We start from the raw sequence: 19,178 nt of genomic DNA, 5'->3' as shown, positions 1-19,178 counted from the left end.
GCGTAGGTCGGATGAGCGGAACGCGTAATCCGACCCACGATTTCCACCAACACAACAGCGGCACCACCCCGTCCTTCGCCCTTCCCCGAATATCTTGGGCCGGCGCCCCGCCGCGTGCTACAGTCTGCCGATGGCGCGGCCCACGCCGCCCCATCAGCCACAGCCACACACGCGCACGGGGGAAACATGCTCTCCAACAAATTGCGGACTTTTACGCTGCCGGCCCTGCTCGCCCTGCTACTGGCGGCAGCGCCGCGGGCCGAGCCGCTGGTGACGCTGGCGGCCAGCGAGCGCACCCCCTACATCGGCACCACCCTACCGGAAAACGGCTACGTCTCCGAAGTGGCGACGGAGGCGTTCAAGCGCCGCGGCTACCGCGTCAAAATCGCCTTCTACCCGCTGGCGCGGGCGCTGCAACTGGCCCAGACCGGCGAGGTCGACGCGGTGCTGCCGTTGGCGCGCGAGGCCGGCGAGGGCGGCACCGCCGGCCTGGCCTACTCGCTGCCCTTCCCCGGCGATAGCATCGGATTGCTGAGGAAAAGGACCCTTGCGCCGCACCCCGCGCCGGGCGCCGCCGACAAGGGCGAAGGCCTGCTGGCGTCGCTGAACGCGCACCGCGTCGGCGTGGTGCGCGGCGCCGCCGCGCCGGCGGCGTTCGACAACGCCAAAATCGCGCACCGGGAGGCGGCCGCGAACGACCTGCAAAACCTCGACAAACTGGAGCGCGACCGCATCGACTTCGCCCTGATCGACAAGTACACGGCGGCCGACCTGATGGTGGGCCGGCGCCCGCACCTGATCGGCGACTACGAGTTCATAATGCCGCCGCTGGCCCAGCGCGCATTCCACGTCGCCTTCGCCACCGCCACCGAACGGCAACGGCAATTGCTGGTGGCCTTCAACGAAGGCCTGGCCGACATGACGCGCGACGGCACGCTGACCGGCATCCTGAAAAAGCACGGCCTGTACTCGCCCGCCAAGGCCGCGAAGAACAAGACGCGGCTGGTCATCGCCACCGTCAACAACAGCGACATGCTGGTGATGCGCGCCCTCTCCGTCGAATACCAGAAGCAGCATCCGGGCATCGAACTGGAGTGGCGCGTACTCGACGAGGAGGTGCTGCGCTTGCGCCTGCTAAGCGACCTCGCCATCTCCGACGGCCAGTTCGACATCCTCACCATCGGCACCTACGAAACGCCGATCTGGGCCAAGCGCGGTTGGCTGACGCCGCTGCAACCGCCCGACAACTACGACGTCGACGACCTGCTGCCGGCCGTGCGCAGCGGCCTGTCGTACCAAAAGCAGCTGTACGCGCTGCCGTTTTACGCCGAAAGCGTCATGACGTACTACCGCAAGGACCTGTTCGCCAAGGCGGGCCTGGCCATGCCGGTGGCGCCCAGCTACGACGACATCAAGGCGCTGGCGGCGAAGCTCCACAAGCCGGCGGCCGGGATCTACGGCGTTTGCCTGCGCGGCAAACCCGGCTGGGGCGACAACATGGCCTTGCTGACGTCGATGGCCAGCGCCTACGGCGGGCGCTGGTTCGACGAGCAGGGCCAGCCGGACCTCGATTCCGCCGCTTGGGAAAAGACAGTGGAGATGTACCGCGACCTGCTGACCCGCTACGGCCCGCCCAACCCCGAACGCAACAGCTTCAAGGAAAACCTGAGACTGTTCTCGGACGGCCACTGCGGCATCTGGATCGACGCCACCGTGGCCGCCAGCGTGTTGTCGAACCCGCTACGCTCGAACGTCGCCTCGCAACTGGGCTACGTGGCGGCGCCCGGCGCGCCCGGTAGAAAAGGCGGCGCGTGGCTGTGGAGCTGGGCCCTGGCGGTGCCCAACTCCTCGTTGCACAAGGCCGAGGCGGCGCAGTTCATCGCCTGGGCCACATCGAAAAACTATATCGGCATGGTGGCCAAATACCACGGCTGGGCGGCGATTCCGCCCGGCACGCGCAAGTCGACCTACCAGAACGAGAATTACCTGAAAGCGGCGCCGTTCGCCCAGTTCGTGCTGGGCGCGATCGAAAGCGCCGACCAGCGCGACGCCGGCCTGAAACCGGGACTGTACCGCGAGATGCAGTATGTCAGCATTCCCGAGTTTCCAGCCATCGGCGACCAGGTTGGACAGGAGATGGCCGCCACGCTGAGCGGCCGGCAAAGCGTCAGGCAAGCGCTCGCCGCCGCGCAGGCGCTGGTGTTGCGGCAAATGAAGGACTCCGGCTACCTCAAATGACCGGCGCAGCGGGGCCGGTTGGACCGTTTCAGGCGGGCCGGTCCAGACGGTAGGTCGCGCACGGCTGGTCGTAAAAAGTTTCGATGCCGACGTAGCGCATGCCGAGCCGCTCCATCACCTTGATCGAGGCGGCATTGTCCGGGTTCGCGACGGCGTACAGCACGTCCGCGCCGACCACCTCGAAGGCGAATTCGACAATCGCCCGCGCCGCCTCGGTGGCATAGCCCTTGCCCCAGCAGTTCCGGCCCAGCCGCCAGCCGATCTCGCGCGGCTTGCTGGCGTCGCGGTCGAGGTGCTGCAGGCAGGCCGCGCCGATCAGTTCGCCGGTGTCGTCGGCGATCAGCGCCCACCACGAGTAACCCCACGCCGCCCACGCCGCCATGACGCGCGCGATCATCGCCCGCGTCGCCTCCTCGGTTTCGGGCAGGCCGCCGTTGAGGAAACGCATGACGGCGGGATCGGTGTTCAATTGGCGCAGCCCAGCGTAGTGCTGCTCGGTGACTGGCTCAAGCGTGAGCCGCGCGGTTTTCAGAGTCGTCATAGCGGGTGTCGAAAGCTTATTTGAAGGGCAAGCATATCACGCTCGGGCGGCCATTGCAGCCGCCCGGCGGGCCGGCTGGAAGCGCCTATTTATTCGTCTGCACGGAGAAACTGATCAAGCGTGCCACGACGGCCAGGGCGCACGCATGGGAAGTCGGCGGAATCACGGCGCCGACGCCGGTGCGGGAGCCTAGCGTTGTTGCGCCCATAAAAAATGGCGGGTGAACCGTTAAGCTCACCCGCCATTGTCATCTAACCCGGTCGATTACGCGGCCGTGTCGTCTTTCTTCAGCCACGCCGCCAACTGGTGCGGACGCAGGCCGTCGTAGTCTTCGAACGGCTGGTGTATCCACGGATTGTGCGGCAGGTCTTCCATGCAGTAGTCAGGACGGATCGACGAGCAACCCTTGGTCCAGATGACGGCCGAACGCACTTCGGTGACGCCGGAGAAGTTCGTCTCCAGGTGCTTGGTGACTTTTTCCAGCGTCACGCCGGAGTCGACCAGGTCGTCAACCAGCAGGATGCGGCCGGCCAGCGGTCCCTTGGTCATCGTCATGTATTTGGCGATGTCGAGGTCGCCGCGCACGGTGCCCGCTTCTTCGCGGTACGAGCTGGTCGACAGGATCGCCAGCGGCACGTCGAAGATGCGCGAAAACACGTCGCCCGGACGCACGCCGCCGCGCGCCAGGCACAGCACCTGGTCGAATTTCCAGCCCGATTCGTATACTTTGAGCGCCAGGCGCTCGATCAGGCGGTGGTATTCGTCCCAAGACACCCAGAGGTGTTTTTCGTTGGTTTGTGGAGTCGTCATAATACTTTTCCGTCTACTTTTATTATTCGAATGGGTGACGCAGCACGATCGTTTCTTCGCGATCCGGGCCGGTCGAGACCATGTCGATCGGCACGCCGACCAGTTCTTCGATGCGCTTGATGTAGGCGCGTGCGGCGGCAGGCAGCGCGGCCAGCGATTTCGCGCCGACGGTGCTGTCTTTCCAGCCCGGCATTTCTTCGTAGATCGGCACGCAGCGGGCGGCGTCTTCGGCGCCAACCGGGAAGATGTCGACGTTGCGCCCGTCGAGCATGTAGCCGGTGCACAGCTTCAGCGTTTCCAGGCCGTCCAGCACGTCCAGCTTGGTCAGGCACATGCCCGACACGCCGTTGATCTGCACCGAGCGGCGCAGCAGCGCGGCGTCGAACCAGCCGCAGCGGCGGGCGCGGCCGGTGACGGTGCCGAACTCGTGGCCGACCGCCGACAGGTGGTGGCCGACGCCGTCGTCCGTGCTCAGCTCGGACGGGAACGGGCCGGAGCCGACGCGCGTCGTGTAGGCCTTGGTGATGCCCAGGATGTAGTGCAGCATGTTCGGACCGACGCCCGAACCGGCGGCGGCGTTGCCGGCCACGCAGTTCGACGAGGTGACGTACGGGTAGGTGCCGTGGTCGACGTCGAGCAAGCTGCCCTGCGCGCCTTCGAACAGCAGGTTGGCGCCAGCCTTGTGCGCGGCGTACAGCGCGCTGGAGACGTCGGCGACCATGGGGCGCAGGCGCGGCACGTAGGCCAGCGCGTCGTCCAGGGTCTTCTGGTAGTCGACTTTCGGCGCCTTCAGGTAGTTTTCCAGCACGAAGTTATGGTAGTCGAGGTTCTCGGCCAGTTTCTCGGCGAAGCGGCTTTCGTTGAGCAGGTCGGCGATGCGGATCGCGCGGCGTGCCACTTTGTCTTCGTAGGCCGGGCCGATGCCCTTGCCGGTGGTGCCGATCTTGGCGGCGCCGCGGGCCGCTTCGCGCGCCGCGTCCAGAGCCGAGTGGTACGGCAGGATAACCGGCGACGCTTCCGAGATCTTCAGGCGCGAGGCGACTTCAACGCCAACGGCTTGCAGCTTGTCGATTTCGCGCAGCACGTCCGGCACCGACACCACCACGCCGTTGCCGATGTAGCAGGCCACGCCCGGGCGCATGATGCCCGACGGGATCAGTTGCAAGGCGGTTTTGACGCCGCCGATGACCAGCGTGTGGCCGGCGTTGTGGCCGCCCTGGAAGCGCACCACGCCCTGGGCGTGATCGGTCAACCAGTCAACAATCTTGCCCTTACCTTCATCGCCCCATTGGGTGCCGATAACCACAACGTTCTTTGCCATAATTTTCTTTGACATACTTAACCTAAGTTTTTAAGAATCCAGTTACTACCATTATCGTCAAGGACCAGCGCGCGATCGCACTCGAACTCGTCTTGTTCATTGCTGTGACCAGGCATGCTCTGGATCACCACCTCGCCGGCTTTGCGCAGCTCGGCGATTTTTTCCCTCAATTCGGGGGCGTTGCCCCACGGCGCGCGGATCGAATGCTTGCGCTCCGCGGTCGGCAGCAGCCGCGCCAGTTCGCGCAGGTCGAGCGAAAAGCCGGTGGCGGGACGGGCCCGGCCGAACGCTTCGCCGACGTGGTCGTAACGGCCGCCGCGCGCCACCGCGTTCGGCAAGCCCGGCACGTACAGCGCGAACATGGCGCCGCTTTCATATTGGTAGCCGCGCAGGTCGGCCAGGTCGATCGCCACTTCGGCGCGGCCGATGGCCGATCCGGCCAGCGCCGCCAACTCGGCCAGCGCCTTGCCGATGCCGGGCAGCGGCGGCAACACGTCGCGCGCCCTGGCCAGCACGTCGATGTCGCCGTACAGGCCGGGCAAGGCCAGCAGGGCCGCGCGGGTGACCGGCAGGTAGTTCGCCGTCAGCGCGCCCAGGCCCGGCGCGTCTTTCGCGCGCAGCAGCGTGTACAGCGCCGCCTCGTCCTTGAGGGCGGCGGCGTCGTCGGCGATGATGGCGCGCAGCACGCCGACGTGCGACAGGTCCAGCCGCACTTCGCTAAAGCCGGCCAGGGCCAGCGACGCCAGCGCCAGTTCCTGGATCTCGGCGTCCGCTTCGAGGCCGGCGTGGCCGTAGATCTCGGCGCCGATCTGCAGCGGCTCGCGCGTCGCGTGCAGGCCGGACGGGCGCGTGTGCAGCACACTGCCGGCGTAGCACAGGCGCGTCACCGAAGCCCGGTTCAGCAGGTGGGCGTCGATGCGGGCGACCTGGATCGTCATGTCGGCGCGCAGGCCGAGCATGCGCCCGGACAGCTGGTCGACCAGTTTAAAGGTGCGCAGATCGGTATCCGCGCCGGCGCCTGTCAGCAGCGACTCCAGATACTCCAGCAGCGGCGGCATGACGAGTTCATATCCGTACAGACGGAAATTATCGAGCATGAGCCGACGCAACTCTTCAATCTTGCGCGCTTCCGACGGCAATACATCGGCGATATTTTCGGGCAAAAGCCAATTCGGCATGAGGGGACAAGATACGGAAGAAAGTTGAAAAATGCTTTCTGCGCGACGGAGAAACGCGCACGCAGCAGAAGGCCGAACCTGATATTTTACGCGAAAATGTGTGGCAACAGGGATAAGTTCGCTCGCGGCGACCAGAAAATCCGCCCACAGCCCGGCCGGCAACGATGTCTATACAGATCGAAACGCCGTCGAAAGGCGTTAAAAAGACCGGGGCCGGGCCTTGCACGCCAGCATTCCCTGAAGAATGTTGGGATGCAAGGACCGGCCCCGGTCCGCGCTGGGACTGCCGCTTACTTCTTCGCCGGCGCCGCCGGGCCGGACGCGCCGGACCCTTTGAAGTATTTGAAGAAGTCCGAGTTGGCGTCCACCACCATGACGTCGCTGTGGCTCTTGAACGTCGCGCGGTAGGCTTCCAGGCTGCGGTAGAACTTGTAGAACTCGGGGTTCTTGCCGAACGCCTCGGAGTAGGTCAGCGAAGCCTTGGCGTCGCCCTCGCCGCGGATTTTCTCCGCCTCGCGGTAGGCTTCGGCCAGGATCACGGTGCGCTGCTTGTCGGCGTCGGCGCGGATCTTCTCGGAGTCGGCCGAACCGGTCGAGCGCAGTTCGTTGGCGACCCGCACGCGTTCCGATTTCATCCGCTCGTACACCGAGTTGTTGATCTGCTCGACGTAGTCGACGCGTTTCAGGCGCACGTCGATGATTTCAATGCCGATCAGTTTCGATTCGGCGACGACCTTGGCGAGGATAGCGTCCATGACCTTGCCGCGCTGGCCGGAAATCACTTCGCGCACCGTGCGCTTGGTGATTTCGTCGTTCAGCGACGCCTTGACGATTTGCGACATGCGGTCGCGCGCCCTGCCCTCGTCGCCGCCGAAGCTGACGAAGTACAGTTTCGGCTCGACGATGCGCCATTTGACGAAGGCGTCGACCAGGATGTTCATCTTCTCGGCCGTGATGAAGCGGTCCGCCTCCGGCGATTCGATGGTCATGATGCGCTTGTCGAGGAACAGCACGTTCTGGAACGGCGGCGGCAGTTTGAAGTGCAGACCCGGCTCCTTGATAACCTGCTTGACCTCGCCCAGCGCGAACACGATGGCGTATTTACGCTGGTCGACGATGAAGACGGTCGACGACAGGAGCATCAGCGCGATAAAGCCCGCGACCAAGGCTGTGACGATACGATTCATTAGCGGCTCTCCCGATCACGCGACGATTCCCGGGAACGGCTGTCGCGGCGCGACCCTTCCACTGTTTGTATCAATTCCGGCGGCAGCGCGGTGCTGGCCTGCGGCGTCGCCGCGGCCTTGGCCGCCGCTGCGCTGGCGTCCTGGGCGGCGCTTTGGGCGATCAGCTTGTCGAGCGGCAGGTACAGCAGGTTGCTGCCGCTTTTCGCGTCGACCATGACCTTGCTGGCGCTGGAGAAGATTTGCTGCATGGTCTCCAGGTACATGCGGTCGCGCGTCACGCCGGGCGCCTTCTGGTACTCGGCCAGCACCTGCTGGAAGCGCGAGGCGTTACCGATGGCGTTTTGCGTGACCATGGAGCGGTAGGCTTCGGCTTCCTGCAGCAGGCGGAAGGCGTTGCCGCGCGCCACCGGCACCACCTGGTTGGCGTAGGCCTGGCCCTCGTTTTTCTGGCGCTCGCGGTCCTGGCCCGCCTTGACGGCGTCGTCGAACGCGGTTTGCACCTGCTCGGGCGGTTGCACCGCCTGCATCGTCACGTTGGTAACGACGGCGCCGACGGCGTAGCGGTCGAGGATGTGCTGCATCAGTTGCTGGGTGTCGAAGGCGACTTTTTCGCGGCCCTCGTAGAGCACGAAGTCCATCTTGCTGCGCCCGACGATCTCGCGGATCGAGGTCTCGGCGACCTGGCGCAGGGTCTCTTCCTGTTCGCGGTTGTTGAACAACCAGGCGACCGGGTCCTTGAGCTTGTATTGCACCGCGAACTGGATGTCGATGATGTTTTCATCGTCGGTCAGCATCAGCGATTCCTTGGCCTGCTTGTCGCGCACCGACTTGCGGTAGCCCACCTCGACGGTGCGCACCTGCGACACGTTGACGGTCTCGTCGCTTTGAAACGGGTACGGCCAGCGCCAGTTGAAACCGGCCGGCGTCGAATGGCTGTATTTGCCGAACGTCAGCACCACGCCGGTCTGGCCCTCCTGCACGATAAAGGCGCCGCTGGCGAGCCAGATCAGCGCCGCCACCGAAGCGGCCACGCCGACGGTGATGCCGGCCCCCTTCATGTCGGGCAGCATGCCGCCACCGCCACCGCTGTTGCCGCCGCCGTCGGGCCGGTTCTTCTGGCCGAAAAAGGTGTTCAGGCGGTTGGTGAAGTCGCGCCACAACTGGTCCAGGTCCGGCGGACCTTCGCCGGGCTTTTTGCCCTCTTGGGCTTTGTTGGCGTCGTCCTTCCGATTACCCCAGCGAGGATCGTTCAGGGACAGCTTCAAGCCGATTTTTTTCTTTAGGGAGACAAGCATACTATCGTGTTCCGGCATGGATGTTGGTTGGATTACTATCTGTCGGATCAGCCTCGCAGGCCTGGTCCGAACTGGCGTCGCCCTGCGCGTCGTCCGGCGCTTCGTCTTCGCCCGGGTGCTGCGCCGGCTCGTCGTCCGGCTGCTGGTACAGGTGGGCCGAACCGGGCGCGTCCTTGGCCGACTCGACGATCGCCGCGCGCAGCAAATCGAGGCCGATGCCCTTCTGCGCGCTGATGAAGACGCGGTGCAGCTTGCCGTCCTCGTCGCGCTCGACCGCCGGTTCGAGGCCGGCGGCGTCGATTTTGTTCCACACCAGTATCTGCGGAATGTGGTCGGCGCCGATCTCTTTCAAGACCAGGTTGACCTGTTCGATCTGCTCCATGCGCACCGGCGAGGCCGCGTCGACGACGTGCAGCAGCAGGTCGGCGTGGATGGTCTCTTCGAGCGTGGCGCGGAAGGCCGCCACCAGTTGGTGCGGCAGTTCGCGCACGAAGCCGACCGTGTCCGAGATCACCACGTTGCCGACGTCCTGCCCCAGGTAAACCCGGCGCGAGGTGGTGTCGAGCGTGGCGAACAGCTGGTCGGCGACGTACACGCCGGCCTTGGTGACGGCGTTGAACAGCGTCGACTTGCCGGCGTTGGTGTAGCCGACCAGCGACACCGAGAAGGTGTGGCTGCGCCCGCGCGCGCGGCGCTGGGTTTCGCGCTGCTTGTGCAGCTTCTCCAGACGCGCGCGCAGCGCCTTGACGCGGTCGCCGATCAGGCGGCGGTCGGTCTCGAGCTGGGTTTCGCCGGGACCGCGCAGGCCGATACCGCCCTTCTGGCGTTCCAGATGGGTCCAGCCGCGGATCAGGCGGGTGGCCAGATGCTGCAACTGGGCCAGCTCGACCTGCAGCTTGCCTTCGTGGCTTTTGGCGCGTTGGGCGAAGATGTCGAGGATCAGGCTGGTGCGGTCGAGCACCCGGATGTTCAGGCGCTTTTCCAGGTTGCGCTGCTGGGCCGGCGACAGCGCGTGGTTGAAAATGACGATTTCAAGCCCGTCATTGACCACCGCGTCGGCGATCTCGTCGGCCTTGCCGCTGCCGACGAAATACGCCGAATCCGGGCTCGACCGCTTGGCCGTGATGGTCGTGATCGGGTCCGCGCCGGCCGAACGCGACAGCAGCATCAATTCCTCGACGCTGGCGGTGAAATCACCGTGACCGAAGTCAACTCCGACTAAGGCTGCGCGCATACGGCATTCTGGCTGGTGGTGGGGAGAGTTTGGCCCAAGGCCTTATTCCGCTTCGGTTTCAATATTGAGATTGACGGCGCGCGCCGGCACCACGGTCGAAATGGCGTGCTTGTACACCATTTGCGTGACCGTATTGCGCAGCAAGACGACGTATTGATCGAATGATTCAATATGGCCCTGCAGTTTAATGCCGTTGACCAGGTAGATAGAAACAGGAACATGCTCTTTGCGTAATGCATTGAGGAATGGGTCTTGTAACAGTTGCCCTTTGTTGCTCATAACAGCTCCGTGATGTTGTTGTAATTAAGAATTGGAGACGACTCGCCCGATTTCAAGTGCCAATGCATCATTCTCCGCAAAGAGAATGATGCTTATTGGCTACTGTAACCTGTTTTGGCGCCGTCCGTCGCACAGGCGGCGACTATTTCTGTGTTTTATTGAACGGGTTCTTGCCGGTGCGCAGCTCGATGCGCAGCGGCGTGCCGACCAGCGAGAAGGTGTCGCGGAAATGCTTCTCCAGGTAACGCTTGTACGGATCGCCGACGGCGTCCAGGGCGTTGCCGTGGATAACAATGATCGGCGGGTTCATGCCGCCCTGGTGCGCGTAACGCAGCTTCGGACGGATCGAACCCTTGCGCCGCGGTTCCTGCTTCTCGACCGCCTCGATCAAGGCGCGCGTCAGCTTCGGCGTCGACAGGTCGCACATGGCGGCCGCGTAGGCCGCGTTGAGCGACTTCATCAGCGGGGCGATGCCGGAGCCCTTCAGCGCCGAGATGAAATGGGTCTGGGCGAAGGACAGGAAGTCGAGCTTGCGGTCGATGTCGATCTTGATCTCGTCGCGCTGGTCCGACTGCAGGCCGTCCCACTTGTTGACGGCCACCACCAGCGCGCGGCCGGTTTCCAGCACGAAGCCGGCGATGTGCGCGTCCTGCTCCGAGATGTCCTGCTGCGCGTCGAGCAGCAGCACCACCACGTTGGCTTCCGAGATCGACTGCAGCGTCTTGATGACCGAGAATTTCTCGATCGCCTCGAACACCTTGCCGCGGCGGCGGATGCCGGCGGTGTCGATCAGCGTGTATTGCTGGCCGTCGCGCTCGAACGGGATCTCGATCGCGTCGCGGGTCGTGCCCGGCATGTCGAAGGCGATCACGCGCTCTTCGCCCAGCAGGGTGTTGACCAGCGTCGACTTGCCGACGTTGGGCCGGCCGACGATGGCGATCTTGATGCCGCGGGCGACCGGGTCGAGCTCTTCAGCCTCTTGCGGACGCAGCGAGAAGGCGGTGTTGAGCGCCTCTTCGATCATGTCGGTGACGCCGTCGCCGTGGGCCGAGGAGATGGCGATCGGATCGCCCATGCCCAGCTCGTAGAACTCCGACACCACGGCGGTGTAGCGCATGCCCTCGGCCTTGTTGACGACCAGGATCACCGGCCGGCCGCTCTTGCGCAGGAAGTCGGTGATGGTCTTGTCGTGCGGCGTCAGGCCCTGGCGGCCGTCGACGATGAAGATCACGATGTCGGCCTCGGCCACGGCCTGCTTGGTCTGCAACGCCATCTGGTGCATGATGCCTTCCTTGGCGACGGGCTCGAAACCGCCCGTGTCGATGACCAGGAAGGGACGTTCGCCTACCCGACCTTCGCCATAGTGACGATCGCGCGTCAACCCAGGGAGGTCGGCCACCAGCGCGTCGCGCGAGCGGGTCAGACGATTGAATAAAGTCGATTTCCCAACATTGGGTCGACCTACTAGTGCTATTACCGGCTTCATTTGTATTACTCGACCGCGAGAGCGGTCACTGTCCCTGATTGGGTTTGAAAAATCAAATTCGTGCCTGCGACGACGGGAACCGAGATAACCGGGCTGCCGTCGGTGCTGACGCGACCTATTACTGCGCCATCTTCCCGTGACAGGAAGTGGATGTAACCTTCAAAATCGCCGACCGCGACCGCGCGACCGTAAGACAAGGGGGTCGACAGGCGGCGGTAGGCCAGCGCGTCGTTCTTCCACGCGCTCTGGCCGCCTTCGCGACTGAACGCGGCGAGCGCGCCCTTCTCGTCGGCGGTGAAAACAAAACGCTGGTCGACGGCCACGCCGACGTCGGACGAGAGTTCCTTGGTCCAGCGCGGCACGCCGGTGGCGGCGTCGAAGCAAGCGACCCGGCCCTGGTACGAGACCGCGCAAACGTCCTTGTCGAACAGCACCGGCGTGCCGGCGATGTCGGTGACGCGTTCCAGCTCGGTGGCGCCGCGCGGCTCGCCGACCACCGCCTCCCAGCGCGGCACGCCGGCGGCCAGGGTCAGCGCCAGCAGTTTGCCGCCGGGCTGGGCCACGTAGACGTTGTCGCCGCCGATCACCATGCCCGGCGCGTTGCGCAGCGTCAGCGACGGCGTGGTGCGCTGCACGGTCCATTTCTTGGCGCCGGTCTTGGCGTCGAAGGCGACGATGCGGTTGTCGACGCTGCGCACCACCACGACGTCCTGGCCGACCACCGGGGCCGACAGGATTTCGCTCGACGCCTGCTGCTTCCACAACGGCTTGCCGTCGGCGTCGAAGGCCAGTACCACGCCCTTGGCGCCGCCGACCACCACCACCGCGCCGTCGCTGCCGACGCCGGCGGTCAGCTCGCCGCCGGCCTTGATGCGCCACACTTCGCGTCCGCTGGCCGCGTCCAGGCGCGCCACGGCGCCGTCCTTGGCGGCCACGTACAGGCTGCCGCCGGCCAGCGCCGGCGTGAACGAATACGCGCCGGCCTTGCCGATCGACTGCTTCCAAACGTTGCGCACGGCAATGCTCGATTTTAACTCGACCAGCTTGGCCGGCAGGTTTTTCGTCTGTTTCGAGGCGAACGGATTCAATGAGGAACAGCCCGCCACCAGAACCAGCAGACCCAGACCAACCAGCTTTTCGGTGATACGCATATAAGTTTAACCTTGATCTCTACTATGAATGCACGCCCCGCCGCGGCGGGGCCACGCAACCCGCCGGCTGCAGCCGCGGGCCGTATCGCAGCCGATTAAGCCGCCGCCTTGGTCTCTGGCACGCTGCCGCCGATGGCTTCGAGCTTGACTTCGATTAACTGGCGGCCCGGGTTCTTCTTGTCGGTCGCGGCCAGCGCGGCCAGGTAGGCGGCGCGCGCCTCGACCAGCTTGTTCTGCGCCACCAGGATGTCGCCCTTGCGGTCGGCCACGGCGCCGGCGAACTGCGCCGGCAGTTCGCCGGCCAGCGCCTTCAGCGCCTCGTCGTAGGCTTTCTCGTCGAGCAGCACGCCGGCCAGGCGCAGTGCCGCGACCGCCTTGAATTCCTCGTTGCCGTGCTCGGCGACCCATTGCAACTGGGCCTTGGCCGCTTTCAAGTCCTTCGCCTCGTAGGCGCTCTTGGCCGCGGCCAGGGCGCTCATCTGCGCATAGGCGGTGCGGCCGAAGCGGCTTTCCATGTCGCCGGCGGCGCGCTGCACCTTGGCGTTGTCCTTGGCGGTGACGGCGTTCTGCACTTCGTCGTACAGCTGCGAAGCCTGGGTGGACTGGCTGCGCTGGTAGTAGTTCCAGCCGGTCCAGGCGCTGTACGAGCCCATGGCGACGATCAGCACCCACGATGTCAGGTTGCCGTACTTGTTCCACCACGCTTTAAGCGAAGCTAATTGTTCTTGTTCTTCGAGGTCGTATGCCATGAGTATCGGTTGTAATGGTTAGCGAAAAAATGCGCGAAAAAAACGTATTTCAGACATCAATGGTGAAAATGGGTGTGGCCGTGGTCGTGGCTCGGGTCGGTGCAACCGGTGATCTGGTCCACCAGGAAGTCGACCACCTGGTCGAACGGCACCGTGCTCTGCTGCTGACCCTCGTCGGAGGCGCGCAGCGCCTTGACGTTGGCCACGTGCTGCGTCACCTCGTCTTCGCCGAGGATGACGGCGAAGGCGGCGCCGCTGGCGTCGGCTTTTTTCATCTGCGTCTTGAAGCTGCCGCCGCCGTTGCTAGCTGCGCAATGTAGCACAACGTCGAGGCCGGCATCGCGAATCCGTTCGGCCAGCACGAAAGCCTGCAGTTGCGCGCCCTCGCCCTGGTGCACCATATACACGTCGCACTGGCCCGGCAGTTCCGGTTCGCCGGCCGCTTTCATCAGCAGCACCAGGCGTTCGATGCCCATCGCGAAGCCGACCGCCGGCGTCGGTTTGCCGCCGAACATTTCAACCATGCCGTCGTAGCGGCCGCCGGCGCAGACGGTGCCTTGCGAGCCGAGCGCGTCGCTGACCCATTCGAACACGGTGCGGTTGTAGTAGTCCAGGCCGCGCACCAGGCGCGGGTTGATGGTGAACGGCACGTTGTTGTGGTTCAAGATCTTCTGCACGCCGTCGAAGTGGGCCAGCGATTCGGCGCCCAGGTAGTCGAGCAGCTTCGGCGCGGCGTTGACCAGTTCCTGCATGGCCGGGTTCTTGGTGTCGAGGATGCGCAGCGGATTGCTGTGCAGGCGGCGCTTGGCCTCCTCGTCGAGCACGTCCACGTGGCCTTCGAGGTAGGCGATCAGGTCGGCGCGGTGGCGCAGGCGCTCGCCGGCGTCGCCGATCGAGTTCAGTTCGAGGCGGATGTTTTCCAGGCCCAGGTCGTCCCACAGGCGGCGGCACAGCATGATCATTTCGGCGTCGATGTCGGGGCCGGTGAAGCCGACCGCCTCCGCGCCGAACTGGTAGAACTGGCGGTAGCGGCCCTTTTGCGGGCGCTCGTGGCGGAACATCTGGCCCTTGTACCACAGCCGTTTCGGGCCTTCGTAGACCAGGTTGTGCTCGACCACGGCGCGCACCACGCCGGCGGTGCCTTCGGGGCGCAAGGTCAGGTTGTCGCCGTTCATCGAATCGGTAAACGAGTACATTTCCTTTTCGACGATGTCGGTGACGGCGCCGATGGCGCGCGCGAACAGCTTGGTCTCTTCGACGATCGGCGTGCGGATCTGCTGGAAGCCGTAGCTTTGCATGATCGACTGGGCGGTGTTCTCGAACAATTCCCACAGCGGCGCGTCGGCCGGCAAGACGTCGTTCATGCCTTTGACGCCGGTGATTTTCTCTGCTTTTTTATTTTCTGACATAGTGTTCTTCTATTCCGTGGTTCGGTGGGGCCGCGTGTGCCGGGTTGCGCCTTCGGCTAACCCGACCTACGTTGAAGCCGGCGCACGCGGCGCCATGATGCGTTTATTTTCCGTAGTGGCTCTTCACGTACGCCAGCACGATGTCCTGGAATTCCTCGACGATGCGCTCGCCGCGCAGGGTCACGCTTTTCTGGCCGTCGACGAACACCGGCGCGGCCGGCGACTCGCCGGTGCCCGGCAGGCTGATGCCGATGTTGGCGTGCTTCGACTCGCCCGGGCCGTTGACGATGCAGCCCATCACGGCGACGTTCATCGCTTCCACGCCCGGATACAGCTTCTTCCATTCCGGCATCTGCTCGCGCAGATAGGTCTGGATGTTGTCGGCCAGCTCCTGGAAGGTGGTCGAGGTGGTGCGCCCGCAACCGGGGCAGGCGATCACCATCGGCGCGAACTTGCGCAGGCCCATGGTTTGCAGGATCTCCTGCGCCACCACGACTTCCTTGCAGCGGTCGCCGCCCGGCTCGGGCGTCAGCGAAATGCGGATGGTGTCGCCGATGCCCTCTTGCAGCAGCACCGACAGCGCCGCCGTCGAGGCGACGATGCCCTTGCTGCCCATGCCGGCCTCGGTCAGGCCCAGGTGCAGCGGGTAGTCGCAGCGGCGCGCCAACTCGCGGTACACGGCGATCAGGTCTTGCACGCCCGACACCTTGCACGACAGGATGATCTGGTCGCGCGCCAGGCCCAGCTCCTCGGCGCGGACGGCGTTCTCCACCGCCGACGTCACCAGCGCCTCGTACATCACCGCCTGCGCGGTCCAGGGGTCGGCGCGCATGGCGTTCTGGTCCATGATGCGGGCCAGCAAGGCCTGGTCCAGGCTGCCCCAGTTGACGCCGATGCGCACCGGCTTGCCGTACTTGCAGGCGGCCTCGATCATCTGGGCGAACTGGGTGTCGCGCTTGGCGCCCTTGCCGACGTTGCCGGGGTTGATGCGGTACTTCGACAGCGCGCGCGCGCAGTCCGGGTAGTCGTTCAGCAGCGTGTGGCCGTTGTAATGGAAGTCGCCCACCAGCGGCACGTCGATGCCCATTTTATCCAACTGCTCGCGGATATACGGCACGGCGGCGGCGGCCTCGGGCCGGTCCACCGTCAGGCGCACCAGCTCCGAGCCGGCGCGGGCCAGCTCCTTGATCTGGATGGCCGTGCCGACGGCGTCGGCGGTGTCGGTGTTGGTCATCGACTGCACCACCACGGGGGCGCCGCCGCCGACGACAATGCGGCGCTGGCCGTGCGCGATCAAGACGCCGCGGCTGTCGCGCCGGCCCGACGGGCCCGATCCGATGGCTGTATTCGAGGAGGACATATTATTGAATGTTTAAACGTGAAGTGGTACCACCCGGCACCGGCGTCAGTTCCAGCTTGGCGCCGCGCAGCTTGGCCTCGACGCCGGCCGGCTTGCCGACCACCAGTTGCACCGGCTCGGTGATGTTGAATGTTTCCGTGCCGCCCGCCTTGACGATGCGCGAAATCAGCGGCGCGCCACCGCTGGCGCGGCGGATGTCGACCCAGGAATCCTGCGCCACGGTCAGCACCAGCGCGTTGGCGGTGGCGGCCGGGGCGGCGGCGGCGGCCGGCGTCGGCGTGCCGGCGGAGGCCGGCGCGGGCGCCGTCGGGTTGGCCGGGCCGGGCACCGAAATTAGCGGCACCGACGTCGTTTGCAGCGGCGCCAGTTCCTGCCCCGGTTTCATCAAGGTGGTTTCCACCGGCGCGGTGCCGACCGGCGCGGGGGCGCTGGCGGCGAGCGGCGCGGCGGCCTTGTCGGACTGCGCGAACATGGCCGGCGAGATATAGCCGAACTTGTAGGCCAGCAGCGCGGCGGCCACCGCCGCGGCCACCGCCGCGACGATCCACACGGTCGGTTTGGTCGACGAGCGCTGCGTCATCGACGGGAAGCGCGCCTCGGAGAACGAGGCGGAAATCTCGCGTCGCGCCGGCGCCGCTTCGGCGCTGGGGGTCGGATTGACGTCGATCATCGCCACCAGCGGCACCGGGTCCAGCTTGACCACCTTGGCGTAGCCGCGCACGAAGCCGCGCACCACGGCCAGGTTCGGCAGCGAAGCGAAGTCGCCCTCTTCCAGCGCGACCACTTGGCGCGGCGCCAGCTTGAGCTGGTCGGCCACGTTTTCGACGGTCCAACCCATGGCTTCGCGCTGCGCCTTCAATTGCGCTCCGGGCGCCCCCAGGTTGCCCTGGGACTGCGGCTGTTCTGCCCACTCTGAATTCATTGGTATCCCTGTCTCACTCATCAAACGCCCCACGTTGATAAGCAGCATATTCGGGCGAGGCGGAATGATGGCGGCGCAATTGCGTCGCCATGCTTGCTTCCGCACCCGCATCACCGAGCTGATGCTGCACCTTGATCGCGAGCCACAGCACATCGGCCGTCAGGCTCTCCATTTTCGCTATTTTCGTCAACCGGGAAATGAACAACCCGGCTCGCGCGTAGTCGCGCCGTTCGTAATAGACCCGCGCCAGGTTGACGTTGGTCGCCGGCAGGTCGGGCGTGCTCTTCAGCGCCTGCAGCAAGTAGCGTTCGGCGCCGGCGTTGTCCTTGAGCTGCAGCGCGCACGAGCCGGCGTTGTTGTAGGCCTGGCCCGGCGACTGGTAGGCCGGGTTCTTCAGCGCCGCGTCGAAGTAGGCCATCGCCTCGGCGGCGCGGCCGTTGCGGCACAGGAAGGAGCCGTAATTATTGCTCAGGTCGGCCTGCTGCGGCGCCAATTTCAGCGCGCGCAGGAAATTATCCTCGGCCAGCGCGTTCTGGCCCATGCCCATGTAGATCAGGGCGCGCACGCCGTAGCCGTCGGCCAGGTTGGGGTCGGCCTGCAGGGCCTGCTTAACCTCGTCCAGCGCCACTTCCAGCTGGCCCTGCTCGTAGTAGCCGGCCGCCAGTTGCAGGCGGATCGCCGCGCGCTTTTGCTCGGCCGACTGGTCCGAGCTGGTGGCCAGCTCGGCCTTGCCGCTCTGGCCGACGCCACCGCCCGCCGCGCAGCCGCCCAGCAGCGCGGCCGCGAAGGCGGCGGCCAGGGCCAGCGTGCAGCGGTGAGCGAAGTCCCTCATCAGGAACGGATCTCCACGATCTTGCCGAAGTTGGCGCCGAATTTTTCCTGGTATTCGGCCATTTTTTCCATGCGCTCCTGGACGCGGGTGCGGTCCTTGACCTCGCCGGCCAGCTGGCCGCAGGCGGCGTCGATGTCGTCGCCGCGGGTCTTGCGCACGGTGGTGACGATGCCGGCGTCCATCAGGATCTGCGCGAAGGCCTTGATGCGCGGGTTTTTCGAGCGCAGCAGGCCGGACTCGGCGAACGGGTTGAACGGAATCAAGTTGAATTTGCACGACACGCCGAACTGGCGGTCCTGCACCAGCGCCACCAGTTCACGGGCGCACTCGTCGGTGTCGTTGACGCCGTCGAGCATGCAGTATTCGAAGGTGATGAAGTCGCGCGGCGCGAATTCGAGGTAGCGTTTGCACGCCGCCATCAGTTCGGCCAGCGGATATTTTTTATTCAGCGGAATCAGGCTGTCGCGCAGCTTGTCGTTCGACGCGTGCAGCGACACCGCCAGCGCCACCGGCACCTCCTGCGACAGCTTGTCCATCATCGGTACCACGCCCGAGGTCGACAGGGTAACGCGGCGGCGCGACAGGCCGTAGGCGTTATCGTCGAGCATCAGCTTGAGGGCGGTGACGGTCGGCTCGAAATTCAGCAGCGGCTCGCCCATGCCCATCATCACCACGTTGGTGATCTGGCGCTCGCCCTTCGGGCCGGGTTCGATGCCCTTGGTGCGGCGCAATTCGAATTCCGCCATCCACAGCTGGCCGATGATCTCGGAGACGCTCAGGTTGCGGTTGAAGCCCTGCTTGCCGGTCGAACAGAAACGGCAGTTGACGGCGCAGCCGGCCTGGGTCGAGATACACAGCGTGCCGCGGTTTTCCTCCGGGATGAACACGGTTTCGACCGCGTTGCCGTTACCCACGTCGACCAGCCACTTGCGCGTGCCGTCCAGCGAGGTGTGGTCGCTGATGACGGCCGGCGCGCGCACTTCGGCGCGGGTGGCCAGCTTGTCGCGCAGCGACTTGGCCAGGTCCGTCATGGAATCGAAATCGGCGGCGCCGAACTGGTGGATCCAGCGCTGCAGTTGTTTGGCGCGGAACGGCTTCTCCCCCAACTCGGCGCAGTAGGCGATAAGTTGCGCGGGATCAAAATCCAGCAAGTTGGTGAGGGTAGCGTTCATATTCGTTTTCAAAA

Annotated in this window: 17 protein-coding genes; 1 reads left to right on the top strand and 16 read right to left on the bottom strand. The window is 65.2% G+C overall.

Annotation, left to right across the window (positions count from 1 at the left end; all coding sequences use genetic code 11):
- The first annotated feature begins 186 nt into the window (after positions 1–186).
- On the top strand, positions 187–2,238 hold the full coding sequence (locus ACFDR9_RS02145; protein ID WP_409029894.1) for an extracellular solute-binding protein: 2,052 nt from the start codon (positions 187–189) through the stop codon (positions 2,236–2,238).
- A gap of 28 nt (positions 2,239–2,266) precedes the next feature.
- On the opposite strand, the gene ACFDR9_RS02140 is transcribed toward ACFDR9_RS02145, so the two are convergent.
- The 16 genes from ACFDR9_RS02140 to rlmN all read right to left on the bottom strand — a co-directional run bounded on the left by ACFDR9_RS02140 (position 2,267) and on the right by rlmN (position 19,164).
- Positions 2,267–2,779, bottom strand: a complete 513-nt coding sequence (locus ACFDR9_RS02140; protein WP_017874615.1) for a GNAT family N-acetyltransferase — start codon at positions 2,777–2,779, stop codon at positions 2,267–2,269.
- Between the two features lie 264 nt (positions 2,780–3,043).
- Positions 3,044–3,589, bottom strand: coding sequence for a phosphoribosyltransferase (locus tag ACFDR9_RS02135; protein ID WP_026132387.1), 546 nt, complete (start codon positions 3,587–3,589; stop codon positions 3,044–3,046).
- 22 nt (positions 3,590–3,611) lie between these two features.
- A complete protein-coding gene (locus ACFDR9_RS02130) occupies positions 3,612–4,925 on the bottom strand; it encodes an adenylosuccinate synthase (protein WP_026132386.1) in 1,314 nt (437 codons plus the stop codon).
- Positions 4,926–4,927: 2 nt separating this feature from the next.
- A complete protein-coding gene (locus ACFDR9_RS02125) occupies positions 4,928–6,088 on the bottom strand; it encodes an ATP phosphoribosyltransferase regulatory subunit (RefSeq protein WP_017874612.1) in 1,161 nt (386 codons plus the stop codon).
- Positions 6,089–6,378: 290 nt separating this feature from the next.
- Positions 6,379–7,275: a protease modulator HflC gene (hflC, locus tag ACFDR9_RS02120; RefSeq protein WP_017874611.1), complete on the bottom strand. Its 897-nt coding sequence runs from the start codon at positions 7,273–7,275 to the stop codon at positions 6,379–6,381.
- A complete protein-coding gene (gene hflK / locus ACFDR9_RS02115) occupies positions 7,275–8,570 on the bottom strand; it encodes an FtsH protease activity modulator HflK (RefSeq protein WP_409029893.1) in 1,296 nt (431 codons plus the stop codon). The genes hflC and hflK overlap by 1 nt, the downstream gene beginning before the upstream one ends.
- Before the next feature lies 1 nt (position 8,571).
- Positions 8,572–9,804 carry a GTPase HflX gene (hflX, locus tag ACFDR9_RS02110; protein WP_409029892.1) on the bottom strand — a complete coding sequence of 411 codons (1,233 nt, stop codon included), beginning with the start codon at positions 9,802–9,804 and terminating at the stop codon, positions 8,572–8,574.
- A 42-nt stretch (positions 9,805–9,846) separates the two neighbouring features.
- A complete protein-coding gene (gene hfq / locus ACFDR9_RS02105) occupies positions 9,847–10,083 on the bottom strand; it encodes an RNA chaperone Hfq (RefSeq protein ID WP_017874608.1) in 237 nt (78 codons plus the stop codon).
- Between the two features lie 142 nt (positions 10,084–10,225).
- Positions 10,226–11,569, bottom strand: a complete 1,344-nt coding sequence (gene der / locus ACFDR9_RS02100; RefSeq protein ID WP_026132384.1) for a ribosome biogenesis GTPase Der — start codon at positions 11,567–11,569, stop codon at positions 10,226–10,228.
- Between the two features lie 5 nt (positions 11,570–11,574).
- On the bottom strand, positions 11,575–12,720 hold the full coding sequence (gene bamB / locus ACFDR9_RS02095; protein ID WP_409029891.1) for an outer membrane protein assembly factor BamB: 1,146 nt from the start codon (positions 12,718–12,720) through the stop codon (positions 11,575–11,577).
- A 95-nt stretch (positions 12,721–12,815) separates the two neighbouring features.
- Complete coding sequence (locus ACFDR9_RS02090) at positions 12,816–13,469, bottom strand: YfgM family protein (protein WP_409029890.1); 654 nt, start codon at positions 13,467–13,469, stop codon at positions 12,816–12,818.
- Positions 13,470–13,525: 56 nt separating this feature from the next.
- Complete coding sequence (gene hisS, locus ACFDR9_RS02085; RefSeq protein ID WP_026132383.1) at positions 13,526–14,878, bottom strand: histidine--tRNA ligase; 1,353 nt, start codon at positions 14,876–14,878, stop codon at positions 13,526–13,528.
- A 103-nt stretch (positions 14,879–14,981) separates the two neighbouring features.
- Positions 14,982–16,238 (bottom strand): flavodoxin-dependent (E)-4-hydroxy-3-methylbut-2-enyl-diphosphate synthase, encoded by a 1,257-nt coding sequence (ispG, locus tag ACFDR9_RS02080; protein ID WP_409029889.1) that lies wholly within the window; start codon positions 16,236–16,238, stop codon positions 14,982–14,984.
- Position 16,239: 1 nt separating this feature from the next.
- Positions 16,240–17,160 (bottom strand): helix-turn-helix domain-containing protein, encoded by a 921-nt coding sequence (locus tag ACFDR9_RS02075; protein ID WP_409029888.1) that lies wholly within the window; start codon positions 17,158–17,160, stop codon positions 16,240–16,242.
- Between the two features lie 13 nt (positions 17,161–17,173).
- Positions 17,174–17,992, bottom strand: coding sequence for a type IV pilus biogenesis/stability protein PilW (pilW, locus tag ACFDR9_RS02070; RefSeq protein ID WP_409029887.1), 819 nt, complete (start codon positions 17,990–17,992; stop codon positions 17,174–17,176).
- Complete coding sequence (gene rlmN, locus ACFDR9_RS02065; RefSeq protein WP_017874599.1) at positions 17,992–19,164, bottom strand: 23S rRNA (adenine(2503)-C(2))-methyltransferase RlmN; 1,173 nt, start codon at positions 19,162–19,164, stop codon at positions 17,992–17,994. Before rlmN ends, pilW begins: the two co-directional genes overlap by 1 nt.
- Between the last annotated feature and the right edge of the window lie 14 nt (positions 19,165–19,178).

This window comes from Janthinobacterium sp. CG_23.3, from assembly GCF_046115965.1.
GTDB lineage: Bacteria > Pseudomonadota > Gammaproteobacteria > Burkholderiales > Burkholderiaceae_D > Janthinobacterium.
The sequence above is the reverse complement of the archived record's forward strand: the minus strand, read 5'-3'. Positions and strand labels throughout refer to the sequence as shown.